Origin of the sequence: Hoskinsella mucinilytica (genome assembly GCF_045223415.1) — a bacterium.
Classification (GTDB): domain Bacteria; phylum Bacillota_I; class Bacilli_A; order Erysipelotrichales; family Erysipelotrichaceae; genus Hoskinsella; species Hoskinsella mucinilytica.
The window spans coordinates 34,814-57,441 of sequence record NZ_JBEQZJ010000023.1; the positions used below are offsets into that span (position 1 = coordinate 34,814).

The following is a 22,628-nucleotide window of genomic DNA, read 5'->3' on the forward strand; positions in this document are numbered from 1 at the left end:
CTGTATGTAACTTCACCCTGATTTTATAATCAGATCAATATCTTTTATTCTCAACACTTGTAATAATCTACCAATCGTTATAATCAAAAAAATGAATAAAAATGGTTGTATACATAATCCTCATAATACTGCACCACATTATTTTCGCTCATAATCATAAAGGCAACAATGTCTAAACTCGTATTGCATTCTTTACGCATTTCATATGGCCAATCTGTTAAGATATTGTATACAACACTATCTTAGTGCCATAGGATATAAAATCCCCCAGTCACAGAAATCCAGTAGTACAATCAGGACAATCGTAGGTTTCAAAGAATTCAAAGTGCCTTCATTTTTAGATGCTTATTTTATAAGTCTATTTTGCCATAATTTCAAGTAAAAGAAAAGCTCAAAACACCTATTTAAAAGCGATTTTGAGGCTTTTTTGGCTTATTTATTATAGATGTATAATTTTTATAATGATACACTTTTGCATAGATGTTTTCTAAGAAGCTATATCATTGCTTCTTGTTCTAAGGTTTTGCCTAATTTCAAAATCTGATCCATAACTTCATAAAATTCAGATAGATCTTCCCTTTCTTTCGCTTTTTTTACTTTCAATAAATAATCATCACTTGCTGTTTTCCCATAAGCAATATAGGTTTCCATTGTTTTCACATCCATATGCAATGGCTGTAATTGTGGAAAAACTTCATTCTTTAATCTAGAAAACATATAAAATCCTCCTAGATCAATATCCGAAGAAAGATATACCGGACAAGTAATTCCCTCCGCAATTTTCTGATATAGCTTCTTTTTTACAGGACTAAAATGACCTCCGGCAAACATTACGATATCGCCTTCCTCTTTTTGAGTAAGATTATGATAATAATTTGCCTTGTTTTCAATCAAAATCAAACGAGTTGCGTGCTTTGCTTCTATATGATCAATATGTGAAACCATATCTCCACTCAACATAAATTCTTCCATATAGGATGCAGTATGCAAAACATCACCATTGTTCAATATGATATTCATTGCACCATACCAAGAAAACACTTCCGGAAACAAACGAAAACCAAGACTACGAAACACCTCGCTATCTGTCATTTTATATTCATCAGCTTTTGCTTGTAAATAAGTCGGTTCATAACCATGAACAACCGACAATAACATATTCTTAAGTTTTGATCCATTTGATTCTTCTTCAAAGTATTTACTATCTTGAAATAATGCAATTGACATAGCTCTTATATAGCCCAATGATCCTTGATCGATATAAGCTAACACAGCTAATAGATCTTGGATTTTTTTGATATCTTTTTTCAGATAAGCATGTACCCATCCCTTTTCCCTTAGATATGCTAGCTCTTCTTTCAAAAATAAAGATATCCATTCTGTTGAAACACTTGCCTTCGCCTCTTGAAACATGGCCTCTAATTGTAAAGCTTCTTGACTCTTTTCTTTCTTATGGTAATATTCTTCATAAATTTCATCGATAAGTGATGTATTTAGAATGATGCGCTTCATATGATTGGTATGTTCTTTATCATATTCGATGGTTACATAATGCTTTTTCGCAAGTTCTTCCATTGCCTCATTACATTCATTGACCTGATCAAGATCTCTTACATCATACTGCTTATCATTTTTCATAGAATACATGATACGCTTATTACTGTCCGCTTTAAACGCATTACTTTTGTTACTTTTCTCATATTTTTGAATGAGTTGATCTAAAATCCTTTTACTGTGCGAATTCATGCTGAACTTCCTTTTGAGACCATTTTTGTACATTGGATATACGTTGACCACGTATTTCATCTGTAGCCGCAATTAACGTCATATCAGCTGATTTACTCAGATTGGATATCTTATCTGTCGGCGTAACGATAATGGCCTGAAAGCCCAAGGATTTTAACAAATTGATACATTCCTCAATACGTTCGTTATCCATTTTATCGAATGCCTCATCAAAGATTGCAAGTTGTAATCCGCCATTGGACTGATCATAAACACTGAATAAGGATACCAAAACAGCAACATAAAATGGGGTCTGTGTTTCTCCACCGGAGCTAGAACCGATGGTTGCTCGAAGCGAATTGCCATTCTCAAGGATATCAAATTTTAAATACGTAGTGAAACGAGATAGCATCTTGACTTCTTTTTCCAATTGTTGATATAGCTTTGGATCACTCATAGAAGAAAGGGATGAAATTTTATCAAATAACTCATGAATCAACTCTTCATTTTCCTCATAAACATGGGTATTTAATAAGTTATGACCATTTAATTCTTCATTGGTAATAAGGTCATAATATTCTCGATAATCCTCATTGGCACTACATACAAATTCATATTGTGATCTACCGAATTGATGACGCTTGATGGAACGATTTAAACGATCGATCTGTGTTTTTACATTTTTGATCTTACTATTGATGGCACTGAAGAAATTGTTCTGGAAACATTCATACGCCTTTTCTTCCGCAATTCTACACTTTTCAATGTAATCTTCAACGACATTTTCTGAGTGCTTTTCATATTCTCGTTCATAATCATCACAACCAAATGCCGGGTTTAAGGAGATACGGAAAGAATCATTGTAATGATCTTTTTTCCCTCTCAGCTCCACCTTATGAATTTCAAGAGTGGACTCTAAAGAACGAAGCGTCATATCTATTTGTTGTTTTCTTTGTATCATAAGATCTAATGACGTAATAGATGCAATTGTTTCCGGTATACCATCTTCTGGCTTTGGTGTTATTTTTATCTGTTCCTCTAATTCCAACATACGCTGGTTGCTGATTTCTAATTCTTTCTCTAGTTCTTTTTTATGACTACCTTGTTCTACTTGAATACCATACACTTTGTTCTTTTCAGCTTTTAATTTCTTTATCTTATCGTTAAGTTCCATTAATGCCTGTAAAGATTCCGGTGTTTGGGCAATTCTTAGCTCTTCGATTTCTTTTTCTAACGCTTTACTATCGACAGCTTTTTGAATACCTTGTTCTAATTGTTGTAAAAAGTCATCATTGATATGCTGATCTAAATAAACGTCTTTAATCGTTTCATATAAGAATCGAGTCTTATCCAGCGCTTCCTTATGATCTTTTAACTGATGCATGGTTTCTTTTAATTGTTTCTCTACAGAATCAGCGCCAATGAATGGAATTTGATATGCTTTAGGATTGATCCGACTGACTGCATATCCACTATATAACATGCCATCCTTAGTGATACTGACAGGATAATCACGGATGTGTGATTCTTCTTCACAACATACGACCCTTCCTAATAGATATTCCACATAAGGTTTTAGGCTTTCTTGATCCACTTCCACAAAGTCATATAAAGTAACTGCATCTTCTTGTCTTCTTGGTTTTGCTTTTTCTTGATCAATGATAGAAAATGTATGAAGCTCTTTGCGTTGCTTTAAGGAGCGATAAATACGAAAGGCATCCATGAAATATCCATCTTCCACTACGATATTCAACTTTTGATTACGGATATATCCTTCGATTGCGTTTCGCCATGATTCATCCTTGATCGTGATATGATCTGCCAAAATCGTAACTGAGATATCCTTTCCATGCAATGCTTTTAGCTGTAAAGCCAGTTCATTTTTTAATTCCAACAATTCTTTGGGATATGGTTTTTTACCATGCTCCAATTCTTGTTTTGTACGAAGAAGTTCTTCTTGTCGTTTTTGTTGTTCCTGTTGTTGACGATACAGATCATTCTTTGATAGATTTAATTTTTGTTGAATCTCATACAATTCTTGTTTCAGATTATCATAAGCATCCATATCAAATGTAGCTAATTTCTCTGATTGATTGATCGAAGTTCTCACTTCCAGTTTCTTTCTAGATAAATCAAAGTCTTGTAAATCGATCGTTTCCTCATCTTCGATATCTTCTAAAATATCCAGCTGTTCTTCTATACGCATGCCTTTACTTTTCAATTGTGACTGTACGAATTTTACATCACGTTGTAACATTTCCTGTTTTTCTGCAGCACTTTGTATCTTACGTTCGAGAATTTCGGCACTGTTATCTTTACGCATATCATTTAGTTCTTCTATGTTCTTTTCTAAACGATCATATTCAGCTTTCGCTTCGCTTATTTCTATATTTAACTTCTGATAATGCTTGGTGGCACTCTCATATTGATTCTTTACTTTATCATGTTCCAACAACATACCTTGATAAGCTGCTGCCACTTGTTCTATCTTTAACGTATCAACATTCTCTTGTGCTTTTAGAATATCTAGATATTGCTCATGAATGAGCGATAGTTGTTCTTTCTTTTCTTTTACGGTTTCCAATTGTTCCTTCATTTGACGATAATCTTGGATTTCTTCTTGCATTTCTTCTAGATCCAGATCCTCTTCTTCGTTACAAATATTTTTCACGATAAACTCTGAAATATTCATCATTGGTGTATAGGCAACTGCCATCTTGAACACATCAAAAAAACGCTCATCTTTGATCATCATACGTTGCTTAAAGTAACTTCGATAATCCATATTCGTAGTAAACATGCGACAAGAGCGATCTTTAAAGCTATCAAGATACTTCTTCATCCTTCGAACATCATAGACTTGTTTTCCCTTACCAAACAAGGAATCTTCTTCTAAAAACTCATGAGATGGAATTGGTTGATTCATCATATAGAAACGATAATTCATATCATTTCGAGTTGATCCACTACAATCAAATACGATACCAAAGCTGTAAGCTTGTCCTTTGTCATCCATAAACTCCATACACAAATGAGAACTAAATGCGCCTTTTTCACGTTTGAAAGTACCATTTTTGTATTTTCCTCTTAGATATCCCATCAGATCTCGTGTTGTCTTATCATTGGCTGATTTATTAAACAAGGAATTATCTGTCTTCCCTAAAATAACGATCTGCATAGCATCGATCAATGCTGATTTTCCTTCTCCGGTCTTACCACTTAAAAATACGATATCATCAAAATCCAATACTGTTTTTTCATAATACAGCCAATTGATCAGTAACATCTTCTTCAGTTTCATGTTCTTCCCCTCCTTCCTCTTGTTGTATGATTGCTAGGATCTCATCGATCTTAGCTGGTGTCAAAACACAGGTAATATATGGTAACACCCAAAGATATTCTTCCTCATCTACTCGATATTTCTGTATCACATTCAATTTTTGAAGTGTCATAAGTGCTGCATTGATCATATTGCCCGCAGGCTTGATGCTAACCATAGCAAACACATCCACCATTAATCTGATCAATTCATTGACAACGATACGAATCGTCAAGGATGCATCTAGTTCTAACAGCTTCTCTTCATAATAATTTCTAAGAATCAATAACAATTGTGTCTCCAGCATGTTCAGTTGATATTTACATCGACAATCCTCACGTTCATTATTGATATAAATCATCCCCATATAGGATGTACGATCCTTACAAAGATGCCAACCTGCATAGGATAAATATTCTTCAAAGTGTTCCCAATGATCTGACACAAAGACATAATCTTGGTTACGTTCCTTTCGTTCAAAATTCTTCATTCTGGAAAACTGATAGATACAATTTTCCGCAAGTAATATATTCATGATACGGGTGAATTCTTCCCGTTCTTTGCTATCTAGTTGTTCTACTTTCATTTCTAATCCTTCCTTTTGATCAAAAGGTTGGGATACTGATATGCTCCCTCCACGATCTTCGTTTCTTGATTTTGTATGAGTGATGCTTCTACTTGCATCTTACGATCTCTTCCATAAACATAGATCAATATGGATCGAATATAATCATCCATATCTTTCACACCGATATCCTGTAAACGCATCGCACCTTCATCCTTCAATTGTTCCATATAATAACGTGCAATACTCTCCTTGGTAAATAAGGAATAACGATCAAATCCGATTCGTTTTTCCAACTGTTCTTGATCCTGTGCTCGATCTTCGAATTCAAAGGTCAATACATTCTGAGGTTCTTTACGCTGACGTTTCGCAAAGGAATATACATCATCGGTATGAATAAACTGTGTCTTTTGTATATTTATGGTATCACTAACCACGGAACACATCTTTTCTGGTTCTTCTTTCATATGATGAATTAATTCGACCAATTTTCCCTTTAATCCTTGATCACTATTGCATAAATATAGAATTCTTTGTTTCGCCAAACGACGATAATTTGCATCACTTTCTACTAATTGCGCTGTTAATGTTTCAACGATTCCAAGATCATTATACATACCATACAGCATATCTTCGATACTTTTTCTTGCAGTTTCTCGATCTGCGACACGATAATGACTTGTAGCACTATCAATGACTTTTTCCTTTAATTCATTGTTGTATAATAGATTCTCTAATATGGTCGCAACAGGATTTTTAAAGCGCTTTAGACTATCTTCTACCAAGGTAGGAAAGACATACCCTTCTACGATATCACCATAATAGACATCAAAAAAATCATGATAGATTTTAGTAGATGCTTTTCTCACTTGTATCGCATAATAATCTTTTATTCGTGCGTTGGTCTGTTCTAGTGTAAGTATTAGTTCTTTGATATCTGCATAGGCATTTCGGATATGCTGATAACTATCCTCAATTTTAAGAGGGTCCTCCATATCTTTTAATGAGGCATAAATACGTATCATATAACCAATCTGTTCTCGCTCTTTTATGATATCATTCACAAAGGTGATAAATACTCGTGTGTGATAGGGAAGAGAGACCATTTTCTTCATGGTATCCATATGCAAATCCACATTGATCCAAGTATGTTTTTCAAATAGATGGAGTAAAAAACTGATATTCTTACCATAAACTTCTTTCTCTAGCCTTACTTCTTTTTCAATTAGAGAATATTCACTCTCTTCACTAAAATCAATTTCATATTTTTGTTCTTCTACATACTCTTCTAACAGATCAACAAGCAGAGTGCGTTCCATACTCATGGACTGATTACGATAAATACATTCATGTATCTGTAACAACAGTTCAACATAGATATCCCGGTTTCTTGATACCAGAATTGTAAAAAAAGATGGGTCTATTTTATCAAATAATGACATCCTGTACCTCCATATCAATTCGTTCTTATATTTTACTATATTTTTGATGAAATATCTATGTATTCAAAAATGATTTCCATGAAGGAATGTGTCAAATCGAATGCAATCATAACCTGTTTTGTTATCATGATTTAATATGGCAGTCCATGTATTGATATTTGTTATAAGAATGTAAAAAGTAATTCTCAAAAATCTGAACTATCATCGTGAATGTAATAGATAAAATCTTAATGTTCTTTGATAGAAAGAAAAAGCGAAGTAACTCTTATTTTAACCTAGATGGTTTGAAACGCAAAACAAGGCAGAATCCTAATTGGACCCTGCCTTGTTTGTTTTATTTAATTCTTCTTCCTTCCATTGATCTCGAATCATTTTGACATATTTATAATATGTGGATCGTTTCATCCCTATTTTCTCTCGATAACTTTCATGATTCATCTCTTTTCTCATAATCATCTTTTGTACTTCTTCAAAATCTTCTGGTAGATTCAACTTAGGACGTCCATATGCACCTTCTCCCAGTTGTTTCTTCTCTAGTGCCTTCTGTATGCCTTCACGCTGTTTCACTGCCAAACGACGTTTCTTTGCACTTTCTACATAATCTAACATATCCAGTAACACATCAATATCAATATCCTGATTTTCTTCCATCAGATGCAGCTTTGCACGTATCTCTTTCAACTCTGATAATCTGATTTTTAGTTCTTCTTCATCTGGTGAAAACATAGAAAAAGATGGCACATAGAGCTTATCGAATTCTTTTAACGTTGCCACCAACTCTTTCCATTTTTCACTGTCTTTTGTTTCTTCATCATCGATGTATACCTGCTGTTTCTTGAATTTCAGCTTTTCTTCACACATCGTTATGATGTCATTGTTTTGATCTGTCAATGCGTAAAAATATTCCATACATCACCTGTTTCCTTTCTAATATCTTTATAATCCGTCTTTTTTCACTTTTCTTATTCCTAAATATGATATGAAAATAAAAAATGTGATAAACCCTAAAAGCACAAAAGTATTCTCAGCAAAATGATGCAGTGTTTTTTCATAATGCTCAGTCGCATTAAAAATCACTTCAATAGGTTCTTTTTTTGCTAAACTCTCAAAATCAGCGATACTGCCAAAAGTATCCATGCTCCATTTACTAATGGTTAAATTAGATAAAACACTTAGTTTTCCCTTAAGCTCAAATAACGTTCCAGGCAATATCATTTGAACAACCAGTACAAACGGCATGAGTTCCATCGCAGTTACGCTGTTTTTAGCCAAAGAAGACAACATGAAACCCATGACATCAGATGTATAGATCGTCAAAAATATGATTATAAAATATTCAATTGAAGTATGTGTAAAAATGCCTTTATCAGCATATGAGAATGTTATTATAAAAACTGCAATTACAATACAACTCTGTATAAAACAGATAAAAAACTGAAACACCAGTTCAGATACTATGAATTCCCCTGCATGCATCCCATTTAAAAAATCATCTAATATCTTGTGTTTCGATGAGCAAACTACTTGAATAGAATTAAATATTCCTAACCATATACATGCGCATATAAGAGTAAAGGCTCCCGATCTAGAAGCAGGATATGTTTTAAACATCTCATCTTTTAAAACGAAAGACATTAAAACAATCATCAGAAATGCAAGTATTATAAATTTAAATTGTCTATTATTCACCATTTCATAAAATCTAGATTTTAAAAGGATTTTTATTTTCTTGAATTCCATTTTTCTCCTTATTTTTTCATAGCTTTCTCTATATAGAATTTTGCTTTTTCGCTATTATCCAATATTTTAATAATATCACTATAACTGTCTTTTTCATCCAAACCAAAATAGTTCTTAACCTGATCTGTTTTACCAAAATAAACAATTCTTCCGATCCTTTTTTCGTCAACTGCTACTACTAGGATTTTGTTAAATATTTTTTCAAATTCCAGATAGGTATCATTTTCTTTCACATTTTTAGGATGATGGCTTACAACTGCCACAATACAGCCTTCCTCTGCTTTTTCTTTTAATTGTAAAAATAATTGACTTGCGAACGGTTCATCGAGACCAGAATCTGGCTCATCCAATATATAAAGATAACTGTTACACATATCAGCAATCGCCATGACCAGTCTTTTTTTCTCACCGCCACTTAAATTTTCTACTCTCTTTTCTAGCAGACTTTTTAAATTGTATTTATTAATAACCTCATTAAATTTATCCTCAGACAAGCGAATACCTCTCAGTTCAAGTTTCTTGTCTATTTCCTGTTTGACTTTCAAATCCGGACTGGATAAAGAAAACTGTGGGGCAAACGTTAAAAATTTCTCAAATCCATTTTTTCCATTTCGGAGTTCATATTTTTCTTCCTGTCCATCTTGACGTATGATTAATGTAGATACCACATGTTTTTGATAGGATAGTCCAAATGTGCCCTTCAGTAATGTTGATTTTCCCGATCCGGATCCTCCCATAATAAAAACCATATCTCCAGCAGCTAATGAGAAGTCCACATCCTTGAGAAGGATTCTTTTTTTTCCACCATTTCCACATATCTTTTCTGCTTTCGTATGGAATGTAATGTTTTTTTTGTATTCTCTGTTCTTGTTTTCGATGTTTAACTGAATTGCTTCTCTTGTTATTCTTCCATAGCTTACATTTGATCGTTTACAATAATTTTCAACATAACTCGAATTAGAAAATACAACTATATGCTGCTCCAAAATCTGACAAGAGTAAAAAACATTTTCACCAATGTATTCAACACTATCAGGTATCTTAATTTTAGTTAAAGGGTTTGCCATAAACGCCCTGTCGCCAATTATTTTAAGACTCTTAAAAAACACTGCTGATTTTAAAGAAGCGTTAATAAATGCTTCCTCTCCTATCATCTCTACATCCCCATAAAATCGACACAAACCCAATTTTTCACAATCACAAAACGCTCGTTTTTTTATTGTGATATTCCCATATAGACATACTTCTTCTAATTCTTTACAACCTTCAAAAGCTTTTTCATCTATCACAACTATATCTGCATTGATTACCAATTTTTTGAGTTTTACGTTTTCTTTAAATTCATCCTTTTTTATATGAATTTTGAATGATTTTAATGATAAAGTGCCTTTATCGTCAATTCGATCATCTACTACCGATTTTTTTATACTCAACTGTTTATAACGCAATTTATTTTCTTTACAATAATTAATATAGTAATCATTGAAGTAAAATAATAACTCAATTTTAGTTTCTCTTGTTCCACATTCTTGAAATGCCGCATCACCAATAAAGGTAATGTTAGCAGGGAGATATAATTTCTCAATCAAACACCCAAAAAAGGAATAATTTCCTATATAGCGTAAAGAATTTGGAAATTCTATCGCAGAAATATTTGTACCAATAAATGCATAATCACCGATATATTCAAGATTGCATGGCAATTCTATAGATTTCAATGCCTTACAATTTTCAAAAGCTGAATTTTCTATCTTCTTGATGTTTTTTCCTAAAATGATTTTTTCTAAGTTCTCACAATTTTTAAAACAACCTTTACTGATTACTTCTATGTTAGAAGAGAGTTCCACTTCTTTAAAATGTTGATTCTTAAATTCTTCTTTTTTTAATATGCTGACTTCTTGCGGAATTTTCAAGATATCATTTCTCATATTTGCTCTTTGCTTCTCTTATTCTAACATACGCTTTTCTTAATACTTTATCTTCAAATTCGAAGCCAGGATTAAGTATTTCCACAACAATATAATCAAACTTTTCGAAATCGTAGGTTTCTTTTATATCAAACTCCATTTTATGAGGATCAAATGGTTCATTTATCTGAGGATTTATTTCTTTGATATCAAACAGTTTTATTTTCTGCCTTAACAAGTCTCTATGACCGGTTAATCTGTCAGACACATTTTCTAATTTTAAACTGCCTTCACAAGTATTGTTTAAAATCAGCTCTATGGAATCCAATAATTCAATCATTCCATATAATTGTGTTTCTTTATAACTCTCTTTTAATTGATTCAAATCTTTCGCAATCGTTTTCATAATGGTCTTATAAGCAGATTCTTCCAATTTGTTTCTTAACAAATTTTCAAACATTTCTATTGTTAACCTCATATCATCTTTTTCTTTAGCAATATCAAAATATCTGCTTTCATATGATATAAACGATTTTATCAGTTTTGTATATTCTATACATTCTTTATTTTCATTGTTTTCCACATGATCGTCTTTATTAATATGCATAGATTTAGATGGTGCATCATCCAAAGGAAGTGTTTCTTGTTGCACTTTTGAATCTAGCTTTTCATACTCTAAGCCCTCTTCATCTATAAACTCATTAAAACTATTGCCTTTTAATTGCTTTCTTTTAGACATCTTTTTTCTTTTTCCTTTACATTTAATCATTTTTTCCTTAAAAAGCTCAATCATAATTAAATACCTTTATTTCAAATCTCTGATCATCATGATGATCACTGTGCACTTCAAGACTTAACAATCCCATTTCATCCAATGTATAAACAACATTCATTTTAGTTCCCATTGGAACAGAATATTTAAATTTAAATATAAATGCTTTCAAAAGTTTTTGTGAGTTTAAATCACTATATACTTCACCATCTTCCCTAACATCTCCTTCATATATTTTATACGATACATAGTCTCCGTCCTGATTGGTGAAATAGATATCTTTTTTTTCTAATGGCAATGTTTCATTGAAATAGATTACATTTTTTATTTTATTGATGCCTAATTCTTGAATAAATAAATTTGTCCCATAACTATGATTTGTCTTTAAAACCGTTGTAATATTGTTATCCTCTTTATAAAGAATATCCCCAAATGCTACCGATGATTCTGGATAATGTAAATTCATTTTCATACCAGGAAAGTTCTTGCTTAACTGCTCTTTTACCATTGGCATATAAGTGCTTCCACCACACAATATCAATTGGTTTATCTCACAGTCAGCATTGTTTTGTATTATTTTTTTACAAATATCTATCGTTTCATCCATTAAATATTTTGTTATTGATTCAAATTCTGTTCTATTAATTTTCAAAGAATATCCACATTCAAGAGACAAAACAATTTCTTCATCATCACTTAATCTTTTCTTAAGATTTTCAATCTTGATTAAAAACTTTGAATATTCTCTGCTCTCTTCTTTTATGCTTTGAACTTCTTTTTTTTGGTCCTCTGCTAAACATTCTGATTCCAACCTTTTCAAAACATACTCAGCAAGCAATTGGTCCCATTGGTCTCCGCCTAGTTTTTTCTTTCCCATATGATCCACTACTTTAAGCATGTTAGAATCTGTATCTCTGTGAACAATCGCTACATCAAAAGTTCCACCTCCAAGGTCATAAACCAGTACATTATCACTCACTTTTATATTTTTTTCTTGCATAATATAAAAATAATGTATTGCTGCCGCTACAGGTTCTTCAATCATTGCAATCACTTTTATCTTATAAACAGTAGAGTTCTTTACATAAATTTCTTCTACTGCCTTTTTTATTTTTGTTTTATAATCTTCAGAGAAGCCAACTGGAAAAGAAAGAACAACTTCATCAACTGCGTCCTCATACATACTTTCCAATTTGATATTTGCTACATTATTAATAAGATACTCTATATATTTTCGAACAATATACGTTTTTTCAAAAGATTTCCCATCAATATTTATAAATTTATCTCCTTCAAGCATTCCCTTAATAGATTTAATTACATAATTAGGCAATGTAGAGATATAATCATTACATTTTTCTCCATATAATTCTCCTATATTCTGTTTGAAGAAAAATAAAGAAGGTTCCGGTTTATTTGATTTCATGATATTCATCAAACCGTTATCTCCTTCTTTACTATAAAAAGCGCAGTATGAGTTTGTCGTTCCAAAGTCTATTCCAATCCTTGACATATTATTTTTCTCCCTCTCTGATTTTTAAACCAGTTTTTTTGTTTGAATTATTCGACCCTTTACTTTCTCTATCTCTCCATCTGCCGGATAAAAGTAATACAGATAATCAGCTGTCCTTACCTCATCCATATGCCACTTATACTCCCCTTCTATGCTGTGTACTTCCATATTCTGTAACTGTGGCAATAAATCTATTACCAACATACACGCATCACAGAAATCACTTTTAGGAAGGTTAGTTGTAAAGTTATTTGATATACTATCAATTACTTTCATCGCATGATCATAGCTTGGCTCTTCTCCAAACTTGGTGAAGATTGCCTTGATCAACTCCATCTGTTGATAGCCTCTGCTTCGTTCATTTAATGGCAAAGATTTTCGCTCACGTGCAAATGCCAATGCTTGTTTCCCATTCACATAGTTCATTCCTTCATTGATGGTGAATCCTCCAGGAGTATAAGTATAATGACTATACACATCCACACCACCCAATGCATCCACAAGGTCCATCAAACCTGTAAAATTCATCTTCACATAATAGTTGATATCAATATCTAATGCCTGCTCTATACTTGCGATAGAGGATTCTACTCCTCCCCACCATCCGCTATAGGATAACTTACTAGAAGCATCTTTTACTGGAATATAGACAAATAAATCTCGTGGTACAACCTGTAGATTGACTTTCTTTGTTGTTGGATTGATGGTTAAAAGGATATTCACATCGCCTCTTCCTGTAGATCCAACATCATTGATTCCTGATAGATCAGTACCACAAATATAGAGAGTAAAAGGATCTTTTGTAATATCTACATGTTTTGCTTGTGCCTGTTTCATTTCTACTTTCTTTTCGAAGATGACTTTGATTTCTTTATCCAAATCTGTTGTTTCTTCCTCTAATTCACTTCTTCCAATAGAGGTCAATACCATCAGATCTACCTTATTGTTCTTTAGTAGCTCATAACTTTTCTTGGTGCTTTCTACAGGCATCAAATTCTTTAATACGATCTTATGTTCATCTAAGATTTCTTTTGCATAATCATATCCATTACTATCATTTTGATCATATGCCATTTGATAGGATGTAAAGTTAGATAAAGTAGATATCTTACTGTCTGCTTTTGCGATGATTTGAATGGTTTGATATTCTGTTGTATCTGACAGCTTATTTGTGACTGTGTTGACTTTATGTAACGCTAGACTGCACACTAAAAGTAGGATGCATAGAATGATTTGTAATATACAAGTGAGTTTTGGCTTTTTGAATTGAACCAGAAAAAGTATCACAGTACATAAAAAAGTGATGAAAAGCATTATCAATGCATAGGATACTTTATACTGAAACAATGAGTAAACTGCATAAAACATGATACACATTAATACCAAAGTCAATCCTAAAATCACTTTATACAAAAATCCTGATTTCAATTTTTGAAGATAGCTTTTCATAATCTACTTACGCCATACCATTTTATTGACAACCCCAGTATAAGATTGAATTAGTTTCACTACCTTATTGCTAACATCCTCTACATAGTTTGGTACCGGTATACCTAAATCATTATTTTCATTCATTGTAACTGCGGTTTCAACTGCCTGCACTACTCCATTGTCACTGATTCCTGCTAGTACGAAACATCCTTTGTCCAATGCTTCTGGTCGTTCTGTACTTGTTCTGATACAAATTGCTGGAAATGATTTTCCTATGCTTGTAAAGAAAGAAGATTCCTCTGGTAGTGTTCCACTGTCGCTTACCACTGCATATGCATTCATTTGTAGATTGTTATAATCATGGAACCCTAATGGCTCATGAAGTCTGACTCTTTCGTCTAATTGAAATCCTCTTTGTTCCAAGTACTTCTTTGATCTAGGATGACATGAATAAAGGATCGGCATATCATAGAGTTCCGCAAGTTTATTAATGGAAGAAAACAAGTCGATAAAGTTCTTTTCTGTATCGATGTTTTCTTCTCTATGAGCTGATAATAAGATGTATCCTTTTTCTTTTAGATCTAATCGTTTTAATACATCAGAAGCTTCAATCTGCGAAAGATTCGCTCTTAGTACTTCTGCCATAGGAGAACCTGTCACATAAGTTCTTTCCTTTGCAGTTCCTTCTGCATTCAAATATCTTCTTGCATGTTCGCTGTAACACAGATTCACATCTGAAATATGATCTACGATTCTTCTATTCGTTTCTTCAGGAAGACATTCATCAAAACATCTATTTCCTGCTTCCATATGGAAGATTGGAATATGTAAACGTTTTGCACTAATTGCACTTAAACAGCTGTTGGTATCACCTAGGATTAATAATGCATCTGGTTTTACCTCATTCATCAATTTATAACTTTTCGCAATGATATTACCTATTGTTTCTCCAAGATCATTTCCTACTGCTTCAAGATAATAATTTGGTTCTCTTAAACCTAGATCATCAAAAAACACTTGATTCAAACAATAATCATAATTCTGTCCTGTATGTACAAGTATCTGATCAAAATATGTATCACATTTTTTAATGACTTCTGACAAACGTATGATTTCTGGTCTTGTGCCTATGACTGTCATTAGTTTCAATTTACTCATGTTCTTCTACCACCTTTTCAAAATAAGTATCTGGCTTATTAGGATCAAACATTTCATTGGCCCACATGATCGTCACCATATCAGTTTCTCCTATGTTGATGATGTTGTGTGTATAACCTGTTGGAATGTCTATCACTTCTAGTTTTTCGCCACTTACTTGATATTCAATGATCTTATCTTCTCCGACTTTTCTGAATTGAATCAAACCTGTTCCACTGACTACAAGAAACTTTTCATTCTTTGTATGATGCCAATGATTTCCCTTTGTGATTCCTGGTTTAGATATATTCACACTAACTTGACCATATTCTTTGGTCTTCAAGAATTCCGTAAAGCTACCTCTTTCATCTATATTCATTTTTAATGGATATCTGAATTCATTTTCAGGAAGATAGCTCAGATAAGTCGCATAAAGTTTCTTTGTTAATTCGTCTGCTTGATTAATTACTTCAAGAGTTGTTCTTGATTCTTTAAAGCTTCTGATTGTATTAGCTAAGTTACCTAAGGTACAGTTGTATACCTTTTCTACACCATAATGCACACCATCAACAATATAAGGATTACCACAAATACAATGGATGATTTCCTCTACAACATCGTCAATATAACATAATGGTAATGTTACTGATGGATCATTGATTTGAATATCTAGACCATGAGCAATATTATGACACCATGTTGCGACTACACTATTGTAATTAGGACGACACCATTTGCCAAATAGATTAGCAAAACGATAAATATAAATAGGATTACCGTTTTCTTTCCCAAAAGCTAGTAAGGCATCTTCGCCAGCTTTTTTGCTTTTCCCATAATCGTTATCTCTTTCTGCTTGAATTGAAGAAGAAATCATAATAGGACACTTATTTCCTGCTTCTTTCAAATAGGAACAAAGAGCCTCGGTAAAGCCAAGATTTCCTTCATAAAATTCAGAAGGAGTTTGTGGTCTATTTATACCTGCTAAATGAACGATGAAATCACAATCGGAACAAAACTCTTTCAATTCTTCTTTTGTGCTATTCAAATCATACTCATATAGCATAAGATCAGATGTTAAACACATTGTTTTATTTTTTTCATCTCTGATTGTTTTTAGTGTTTCTACCAAATTTCTACCGACAAATCCTTTTGAACCAGTTACAAGAATTTTCATATCTATTTATTCTCCCATTTTTTTAGTTCTTCTCTAACCAATGGAACTTCAAGCAATTTATCTTTTACTTGTTCTAATGTCATCAATCTGGTATTGTTTGAATTAAATTGAGATAAATGACTCTTTTCTACACCTTCTGAAAAATATTTATCATAATTCAAATCACGCTTATCTGCTGGTACTCTATAAAAGTCACCCATATCTATTGCATGTGCACATTCTTCATCAGTCAATAATGTTTCATACATTTTCTCTCCATGACGGATACCAATTACTTTGTTTTCACTATCAGCATGGAACAATTCTTTAGTTGCTTCTGCTAATACATCAATTGTACAAGCTGGCGCTTTTTGTACAAAGATATCGCCACTTGTGCCATGTTCAAAAGCAAATAAGACTAGATCTACTGCTTCTTCTAAAGTCATTACAAAACGAGTCATACTTGGTTCAGTTAATGTTAGAGGTTTTCCATCATTAATTTGCGAAATAAAAAGAGGTATGACCGAACCTCTTGATGCTAATACATTTCCATATCTTGTGCACATGATGCTTGTTTTTTCTGAATCAACCGTTCTTGATTTCGCTACAATTACTTTTTCCATCATTGCTTTACTTGTTCCCATTGCATTAACTGGGTAAGCTGCTTTATCAGTAGATAAACAAACTACTTTTTTCACACCACATTCAATGGCAGCAGTAAGTACATTTTCTGTACCTAATACATTTGTTTTTACTGCTTCAACAGGGAAGAATTCACAGCTAGGCACCTGTTTTAAAGCAGCAGCATGGAAGATGTAATCTACTCCATGCATTGCATTCTTTATTGAATTGATATCTCTGACATCGCCAATATAGAATTTTAATTTGTCAGATACCCCAGAATATTTTGACTGATACTCATGACGCATATTATCCTGTTTTAATTCATCTCTTGAAAAAATTCTTATTTCTTTGATATCTGTATTTAGAAATCTATTTAATACTGCATTACCAAAAGAACCTGTTCCTCCAGTAATCATTAAAACTTTATTTTTAAAATATTCAGCAGTTTGCATTACGTTTCTCCTTAATTAGTCACTTCTATTTTGTTGATTAATATATTATCATTTCATACATAATAGTGAATATCTGATAAATAAAAATGCCATCATTGTTACATGATAAAAACTATAAAATCGCTTCTGCAAGCAATCAAAATATGAGAGCTACCATATGATGACCACAAAGAAGAAATTTTTAAGAATTTGTATTTCATAAGACTATACTTATGGGCTTTTTTCTTCATCTTTAATGCTCTCAAAATTATCTAGGTGCATCATATAGGAATAATATCAAAATAAAGAAATCTACAAATTTTATATTTCAGAATACTTTGTCTGCGATTTGTTTTCTCATCAATAATATTCTGAAATAAATTTGGAACTTTCATGTAGAAATACACACATATGTTTAATAATCTCAATTATTCATCTCTGATATTTAAAAATATATTCCTTTTGAAGTGCCCTTATAGTCATAATATTTCATTAGTTCTCGATCTTTTTCTTTACCTTTTAAATTACCTAGACATAAAGACTCTCGTTGTATTTTTTCAAAATATTGATCTATATTTTTTATCACTTTAGCTGGAATTCCAACCGCTACAGAATTATCAGGAATACTTTTCGATACAACCGCACCAGCACCCACAACTACATTATCGCCAATTATTACACCTGGTAAGATTATAACATCGTTTCCTATGTACACATTGTTTCCAATTTTTATTGGTTTTGTAATTTCCAAATCTGGTACCTTATCTCGAAACAGCAAAGTACCACCATCATGTGTAATAAATCTGGTTCCTTCTGTAATATGTACATTGGTTCCTAAAGTGATAATCCAAGGCTCAGTCCCCCAATCAATTTTTCCATAAATATGTAATCCATTTTCTACAAAATTTACTCCAATAAGTTTTGCTAATTTAACTGGATTTCTAACACTTAGTATTTTTTTAATTATCCCACGTCGAATTCTTGCAATATTCATTTAATTTACCTCTTTTTTTCATTAGAAAACTATTAAATTTATTTATCAAATATTCTTTTAATTAACTTAAAAACTTTTATTAATGTTGCTTTAAAATTGATTTTAAAATCTTTACAAAACTTTATAAAAAATGCAATACCACATATAGAATATGAAATCACAGATGCTATTGCTGCTCCCATTGCCCCAAGATAAGGAATTATAATTATATTTCCAATAAAATTTGAAGCAACTGCTATCGAAAGTAACAATACCACTGTTTTAGTTTTTCCGTTTGCTATGTATATAGGATGGATCAACTTATATAAAACCATTGGTAGTGTACCGATAAAAAGCATTAGTACGAGTGGATATGCAGCTATAAAATCACTTCCATACATAATACCTAAAAACCACTTTCCCAAAAAAAGAAAACCAATTAAAACAACTATACAAATTAAAAAATTACATATTATAGAAACTATGACTTCTTCTGGATTATCTTTTTTCGCTGCCCTATTAAATAGTATATCTTTAAAAGCATCAGGAATTATCCACAACATGTTTCCCAAAGTAATTGCTGTACCATATAGTCCAACAGCATAATTATCTTTTGTAATATAACTCAAAAAAAGAACATCTGCATGATAATTTAAATACATCAACATATTCATTAGCATAGCAGGAATTGCGATAATCATTATTTCTTTTATTATTTTTCTATTTATCAGATGTATTCTTATTTTAGATATTTGAAATAAAACTATCAGTGTTGTACAAAACACTAAATGATCAATAATTACAGCACCTAATATAGCACTTAGTTTAAATTTCAAAAAAATAAATATAACTCCTAAAACAATTGTATGTAATACCGAAGTTACTATATTTATTAAATTTCTTTTTGAAACATCCTCAACTATAGCAATAAAGATAAGCAAGCTTTCAATGGTTGTAATGAGTGCAAGTATTGCAATAAACCTATACGAACTATCTAAACTTGGAAATAAGAAAAATATAATCATTAAATATATAACTGCCATTAAAGCTATAATAGTAGTAAAAATTGGTTTACATTCATCTGGATATTTTCGTTTAAAAGCAGGATAAGTTGTTCCTATGCCTAAATTCAAAAATAATTGTAATAAACTAGCCCAGTTTAATATAGTTGTATACTCCCCTCTTAATGCTACTCCTAGACATCTATTTATTAAAATTGAATTGACAAAGCCTATTACTACACATATAAGTTTAAATACTATTGTCTTACTATATATACTTAAAGTTTTACCATTGGCCACACTTTGTATATCATCATGATCTTGCATCTAATCTCTCCTTAAAAAGCTACTTTCTATTTGATTGTATAATATCTTCATATGCATCTAATAATGCATTTCTATTTGTTATTGGATCATGTGTATTCATTGCATGCTTTCTTGCCTTTATTCCAAGTTCTTTTGCCATATTTTCATCTTTAAATAATCTTCTAATCTGCCAAGCTAAAAGTTTAAAGTCGTTTGCTCTATAGAATAAACACTCTTTTTCATTAATTGCCATCTCAGATGCTCCACCTGTATAAGCAGAAATACATGGCATCCCCAATATCATTGCTTCTCCGAGTGTGTTTGGACTATTTTCAATAAGAGATGGTAATACATAAACATTACTTTTTTTCATTCTATCTAGCATTTCATGCTCTTGCAAAACACCTGTAAAAAATACATTATCGCCTAAATTATCATTTTCTATGATTCTTCTAATATATCTACTATAACCAAATTTATGAAATGATAATTTTTTAGATTTTACTATTGGACACTGACCTGCAACATATACTTTCACATCCGGGAATTCTTTTTTTAATAGCGATATAGCTTTTAAAATAAAGTGAAGTCCTTTTAAAGGAGAATATCCATTCCCTATAAAAATTGTATATTTTTGACAATCATTACCATCCCATTCTTGCTCATAAAATGAAGGTCTCAGTATTCTATTGCATTTATAATATTTACTAGTAGAATTTATCCAATAACTATGTGCTCGATCCCAAAAAGTTCTTCCCATTAAATATTTTGCATTTTTAATAGTTTGAGTTTCTAAATTAATTCTTTTATCAAATAATAAATGCTTTCTAAAATACAAAATCCACGAGCTTATAATGTTTTTATTCTTGAAACTAAATAGATAATCCACAATTGGAATTTCACCATATTGATATGGTTCACAACCAGATAATATCCCTTGCAAAGATACAAGAGTTGGAATGTCCTTGATATTAGAAAACTTGTTTTGTATAGGAAACTCATTTCCTTCTATATGTATAATATCCGGTTTGAATCGTTTTATTATCTCATCTCTATAATGGTTGTTTATACTTTTATTTCCTTCATCTGGAGCTACAAAACACTTAATTTTACCTGATTGTTTTTCAAAAATTTTATCTATCTTAGTTGATACCATAGCGACACCTAATTCTATTTCGTCAATTTCCTCCAATTGGTTCAGCATATTCATAATCCATCCGCCAAATCCTAATTTAGGAAGATTTAAATCATCTGCAACAAGAGGTAAAACCTGTGCAGTTACCCATAAAATCTTCATTTAGTAGTCCTCCTTTTTTTTGACTTCAAAACCGCCATCCCACAAATATATAACATAATAGTCTGCGGAACGCCTAATAAAGTATGAGAAACAAAACTTACAATAATAAATCCAATGAAAGGTACAATCTTTTCAGAAAACCATATTATATATGATTTACTTTTTCGAATTATATGTAAATAGGTACTAATGTATAATGCAGAAATGATAAATGACCCTATTATTCCTATTGATGCAATTTGTTCTAGAAGCATATTATGGGCAACATATATTACACCATTTTCTGTGAGATCCATATTACCAAACCAAAAATAAATATTATTCTGTTTAAATAATGCCAAATATTGTTTCCATATTTCATATCTTCCGTTAGATATATCTTGTGTAGCTAGTTTATTGATTCTATACACTAATTGATCCATATACTCAGATAAAAAATCATTTGTACTCAAAATCAAAATGCCAATTCCTGCAACAAATACCATTAATATCAGTATTTTACCTAATCTTTTAATATTTAGTTTAAAAAAAGAAATAGTAATAATGCTAAAAACACCTATCCCTAAAACCATTAAAAAACTTCTTGATCCTGTAATCAAACCAATTGCTATTAAAAAAACAGCCATTACAGCAGAACCCTTTTCCTGTCCCTTTTCTGTTAGAAAAATACACAGAAGGTGAAGTGCCATTACACCACATATAATGCCCAAAACATTTTCTCCACCATTATCTGAAATTGAAAACCTCGTTGATTCGCTTAAAAATGATGGATTAAAAAACAAAGCTATAACAGTTGATATAATACACCCAAAAGAGCAACATTTCACATATTTCACATATAACTTTTCTATCTCATCTCTACTCCAATATATCCAAATAAAAAGAAGTACGACTACAATCTTGAAAGCTGATAATACTTGACTTTCCCCTATTCCTATTGTTGCAACACAATAACCAAGAAAGACTAAAATATAGATAAAAAAATTTTTGCTAATTTTTAATGTTACTCCATTTAAACTTCGCAGTACTCCAATGAGCATTATTATTGTAGGCGCTGATATTGACCCAAACGTTAAACTTCTATTAGGTGCAATCAAAAGCAACATAAATGGAACAAATTCATTTTGATCAATTTTAATAGCAACAAGAACACTTACAGTTAAGGCTATAATCAACACCGCACTGGAATCAAAAAAAATAGATATCTGTCCTAAAATGATAATGAAAGTTGCACAAATAAATGTTATCTTTTCCTTGGTAAGTAAAAAAATATTTGTATTCATTCCTCCACC

Annotated in this window: 17 protein-coding genes; all 17 read right to left on the minus strand. The window is 31.7% G+C overall.

Features of this window, described 5'->3' with window-relative positions:
* Nucleotides 1-495: 495 nt before the first annotated feature.
* The 17 genes from UGRO018_RS09765 to UGRO018_RS09845 all read right to left on the minus strand — a co-directional run bounded on the left by UGRO018_RS09765 (nt 496) and on the right by UGRO018_RS09845 (nt 22,619).
* Nucleotides 496-1,746: a Wadjet anti-phage system protein JetD domain-containing protein gene (locus UGRO018_RS09765; RefSeq protein ID WP_416326293.1), complete on the minus strand. Its 1,251-nt coding sequence runs from the start codon at nt 1,744-1,746 to the stop codon at nt 496-498.
* Entirely contained in the window at nt 1,730-5,026 is a 3,297-nt protein-coding gene (locus UGRO018_RS09770) for an SbcC/MukB-like Walker B domain-containing protein (RefSeq protein WP_416326294.1), read from the minus strand. Before UGRO018_RS09770 ends, UGRO018_RS09765 begins: the two co-directional genes overlap by 17 nt.
* The gene (locus UGRO018_RS09775) at nt 4,983-5,630 is read right to left on the minus strand and encodes a DUF4194 domain-containing protein (protein ID WP_416326295.1); all 648 of its coding nucleotides are present in this window, start codon (nt 5,628-5,630) and stop codon (nt 4,983-4,985) included. The genes UGRO018_RS09770 and UGRO018_RS09775 overlap by 44 nt, the downstream gene beginning before the upstream one ends.
* A gap of 2 nt (nt 5,631-5,632) precedes the next feature.
* On the minus strand, nt 5,633-7,051 hold the full coding sequence (locus UGRO018_RS09780) for a Wadjet anti-phage system protein JetA family protein (protein ID WP_416326296.1): 1,419 nt from the start codon (nt 7,049-7,051) through the stop codon (nt 5,633-5,635).
* A gap of 309 nt (nt 7,052-7,360) precedes the next feature.
* Complete coding sequence (locus UGRO018_RS09785) at nt 7,361-7,960, minus strand: hypothetical protein (protein WP_416326297.1); 600 nt, start codon at nt 7,958-7,960, stop codon at nt 7,361-7,363.
* 27 nt (nt 7,961-7,987) lie between these two features.
* The gene (locus tag UGRO018_RS09790; RefSeq protein WP_416326298.1) at nt 7,988-8,791 is read right to left on the minus strand and encodes an ABC transporter permease; all 804 of its coding nucleotides are present in this window, start codon (nt 8,789-8,791) and stop codon (nt 7,988-7,990) included.
* An 8-nt stretch (nt 8,792-8,799) separates the two neighbouring features.
* Entirely contained in the window at nt 8,800-10,719 is a 1,920-nt protein-coding gene (locus UGRO018_RS09795; protein ID WP_416326299.1) for a leucine-rich repeat protein, read from the minus strand.
* On the minus strand, nt 10,709-11,491 hold the full coding sequence (gene grpE, locus UGRO018_RS09800; RefSeq protein ID WP_416326300.1) for a nucleotide exchange factor GrpE: 783 nt from the start codon (nt 11,489-11,491) through the stop codon (nt 10,709-10,711). Before grpE ends, UGRO018_RS09795 begins: the two co-directional genes overlap by 11 nt.
* Nucleotides 11,484-12,983 (minus strand): Hsp70 family protein, encoded by a 1,500-nt coding sequence (locus tag UGRO018_RS09805; RefSeq protein ID WP_416326301.1) that lies wholly within the window; start codon nt 12,981-12,983, stop codon nt 11,484-11,486. The genes grpE and UGRO018_RS09805 overlap by 8 nt, the downstream gene beginning before the upstream one ends.
* A gap of 24 nt (nt 12,984-13,007) precedes the next feature.
* Entirely contained in the window at nt 13,008-14,432 is a 1,425-nt protein-coding gene (locus tag UGRO018_RS09810) for an LCP family glycopolymer transferase (RefSeq protein ID WP_416326302.1), read from the minus strand.
* 3 nt (nt 14,433-14,435) lie between these two features.
* Nucleotides 14,436-15,572, minus strand: coding sequence for a non-hydrolyzing UDP-N-acetylglucosamine 2-epimerase (wecB, locus tag UGRO018_RS09815; RefSeq protein ID WP_416326303.1), 1,137 nt, complete (start codon nt 15,570-15,572; stop codon nt 14,436-14,438).
* On the minus strand, nt 15,565-16,725 hold the full coding sequence (locus UGRO018_RS09820; protein WP_416326304.1) for a polysaccharide biosynthesis C-terminal domain-containing protein: 1,161 nt from the start codon (nt 16,723-16,725) through the stop codon (nt 15,565-15,567). The genes wecB and UGRO018_RS09820 overlap by 8 nt, the downstream gene beginning before the upstream one ends.
* A 2-nt stretch (nt 16,726-16,727) precedes the next feature.
* Entirely contained in the window at nt 16,728-17,780 is a 1,053-nt protein-coding gene (locus UGRO018_RS09825) for a polysaccharide biosynthesis protein (RefSeq protein WP_416326305.1), read from the minus strand.
* Between the two features lie 424 nt (nt 17,781-18,204).
* Entirely contained in the window at nt 18,205-18,753 is a 549-nt protein-coding gene (locus UGRO018_RS09830; RefSeq protein WP_416326306.1) for a DapH/DapD/GlmU-related protein, read from the minus strand.
* Between the two features lie 38 nt (nt 18,754-18,791).
* The gene (locus UGRO018_RS09835) at nt 18,792-20,060 is read right to left on the minus strand and encodes an oligosaccharide flippase family protein (protein ID WP_416326307.1); all 1,269 of its coding nucleotides are present in this window, start codon (nt 20,058-20,060) and stop codon (nt 18,792-18,794) included.
* Between the two features lie 19 nt (nt 20,061-20,079).
* Complete coding sequence (locus UGRO018_RS09840) at nt 20,080-21,336, minus strand: glycosyltransferase family 4 protein (RefSeq protein WP_416326308.1); 1,257 nt, start codon at nt 21,334-21,336, stop codon at nt 20,080-20,082.
* Nucleotides 21,333-22,619 (minus strand): O-antigen ligase family protein, encoded by a 1,287-nt coding sequence (locus UGRO018_RS09845; protein WP_416326309.1) that lies wholly within the window; start codon nt 22,617-22,619, stop codon nt 21,333-21,335. Before UGRO018_RS09845 ends, UGRO018_RS09840 begins: the two co-directional genes overlap by 4 nt.
* Nucleotides 22,620-22,628: the final 9 nt, after the last annotated feature.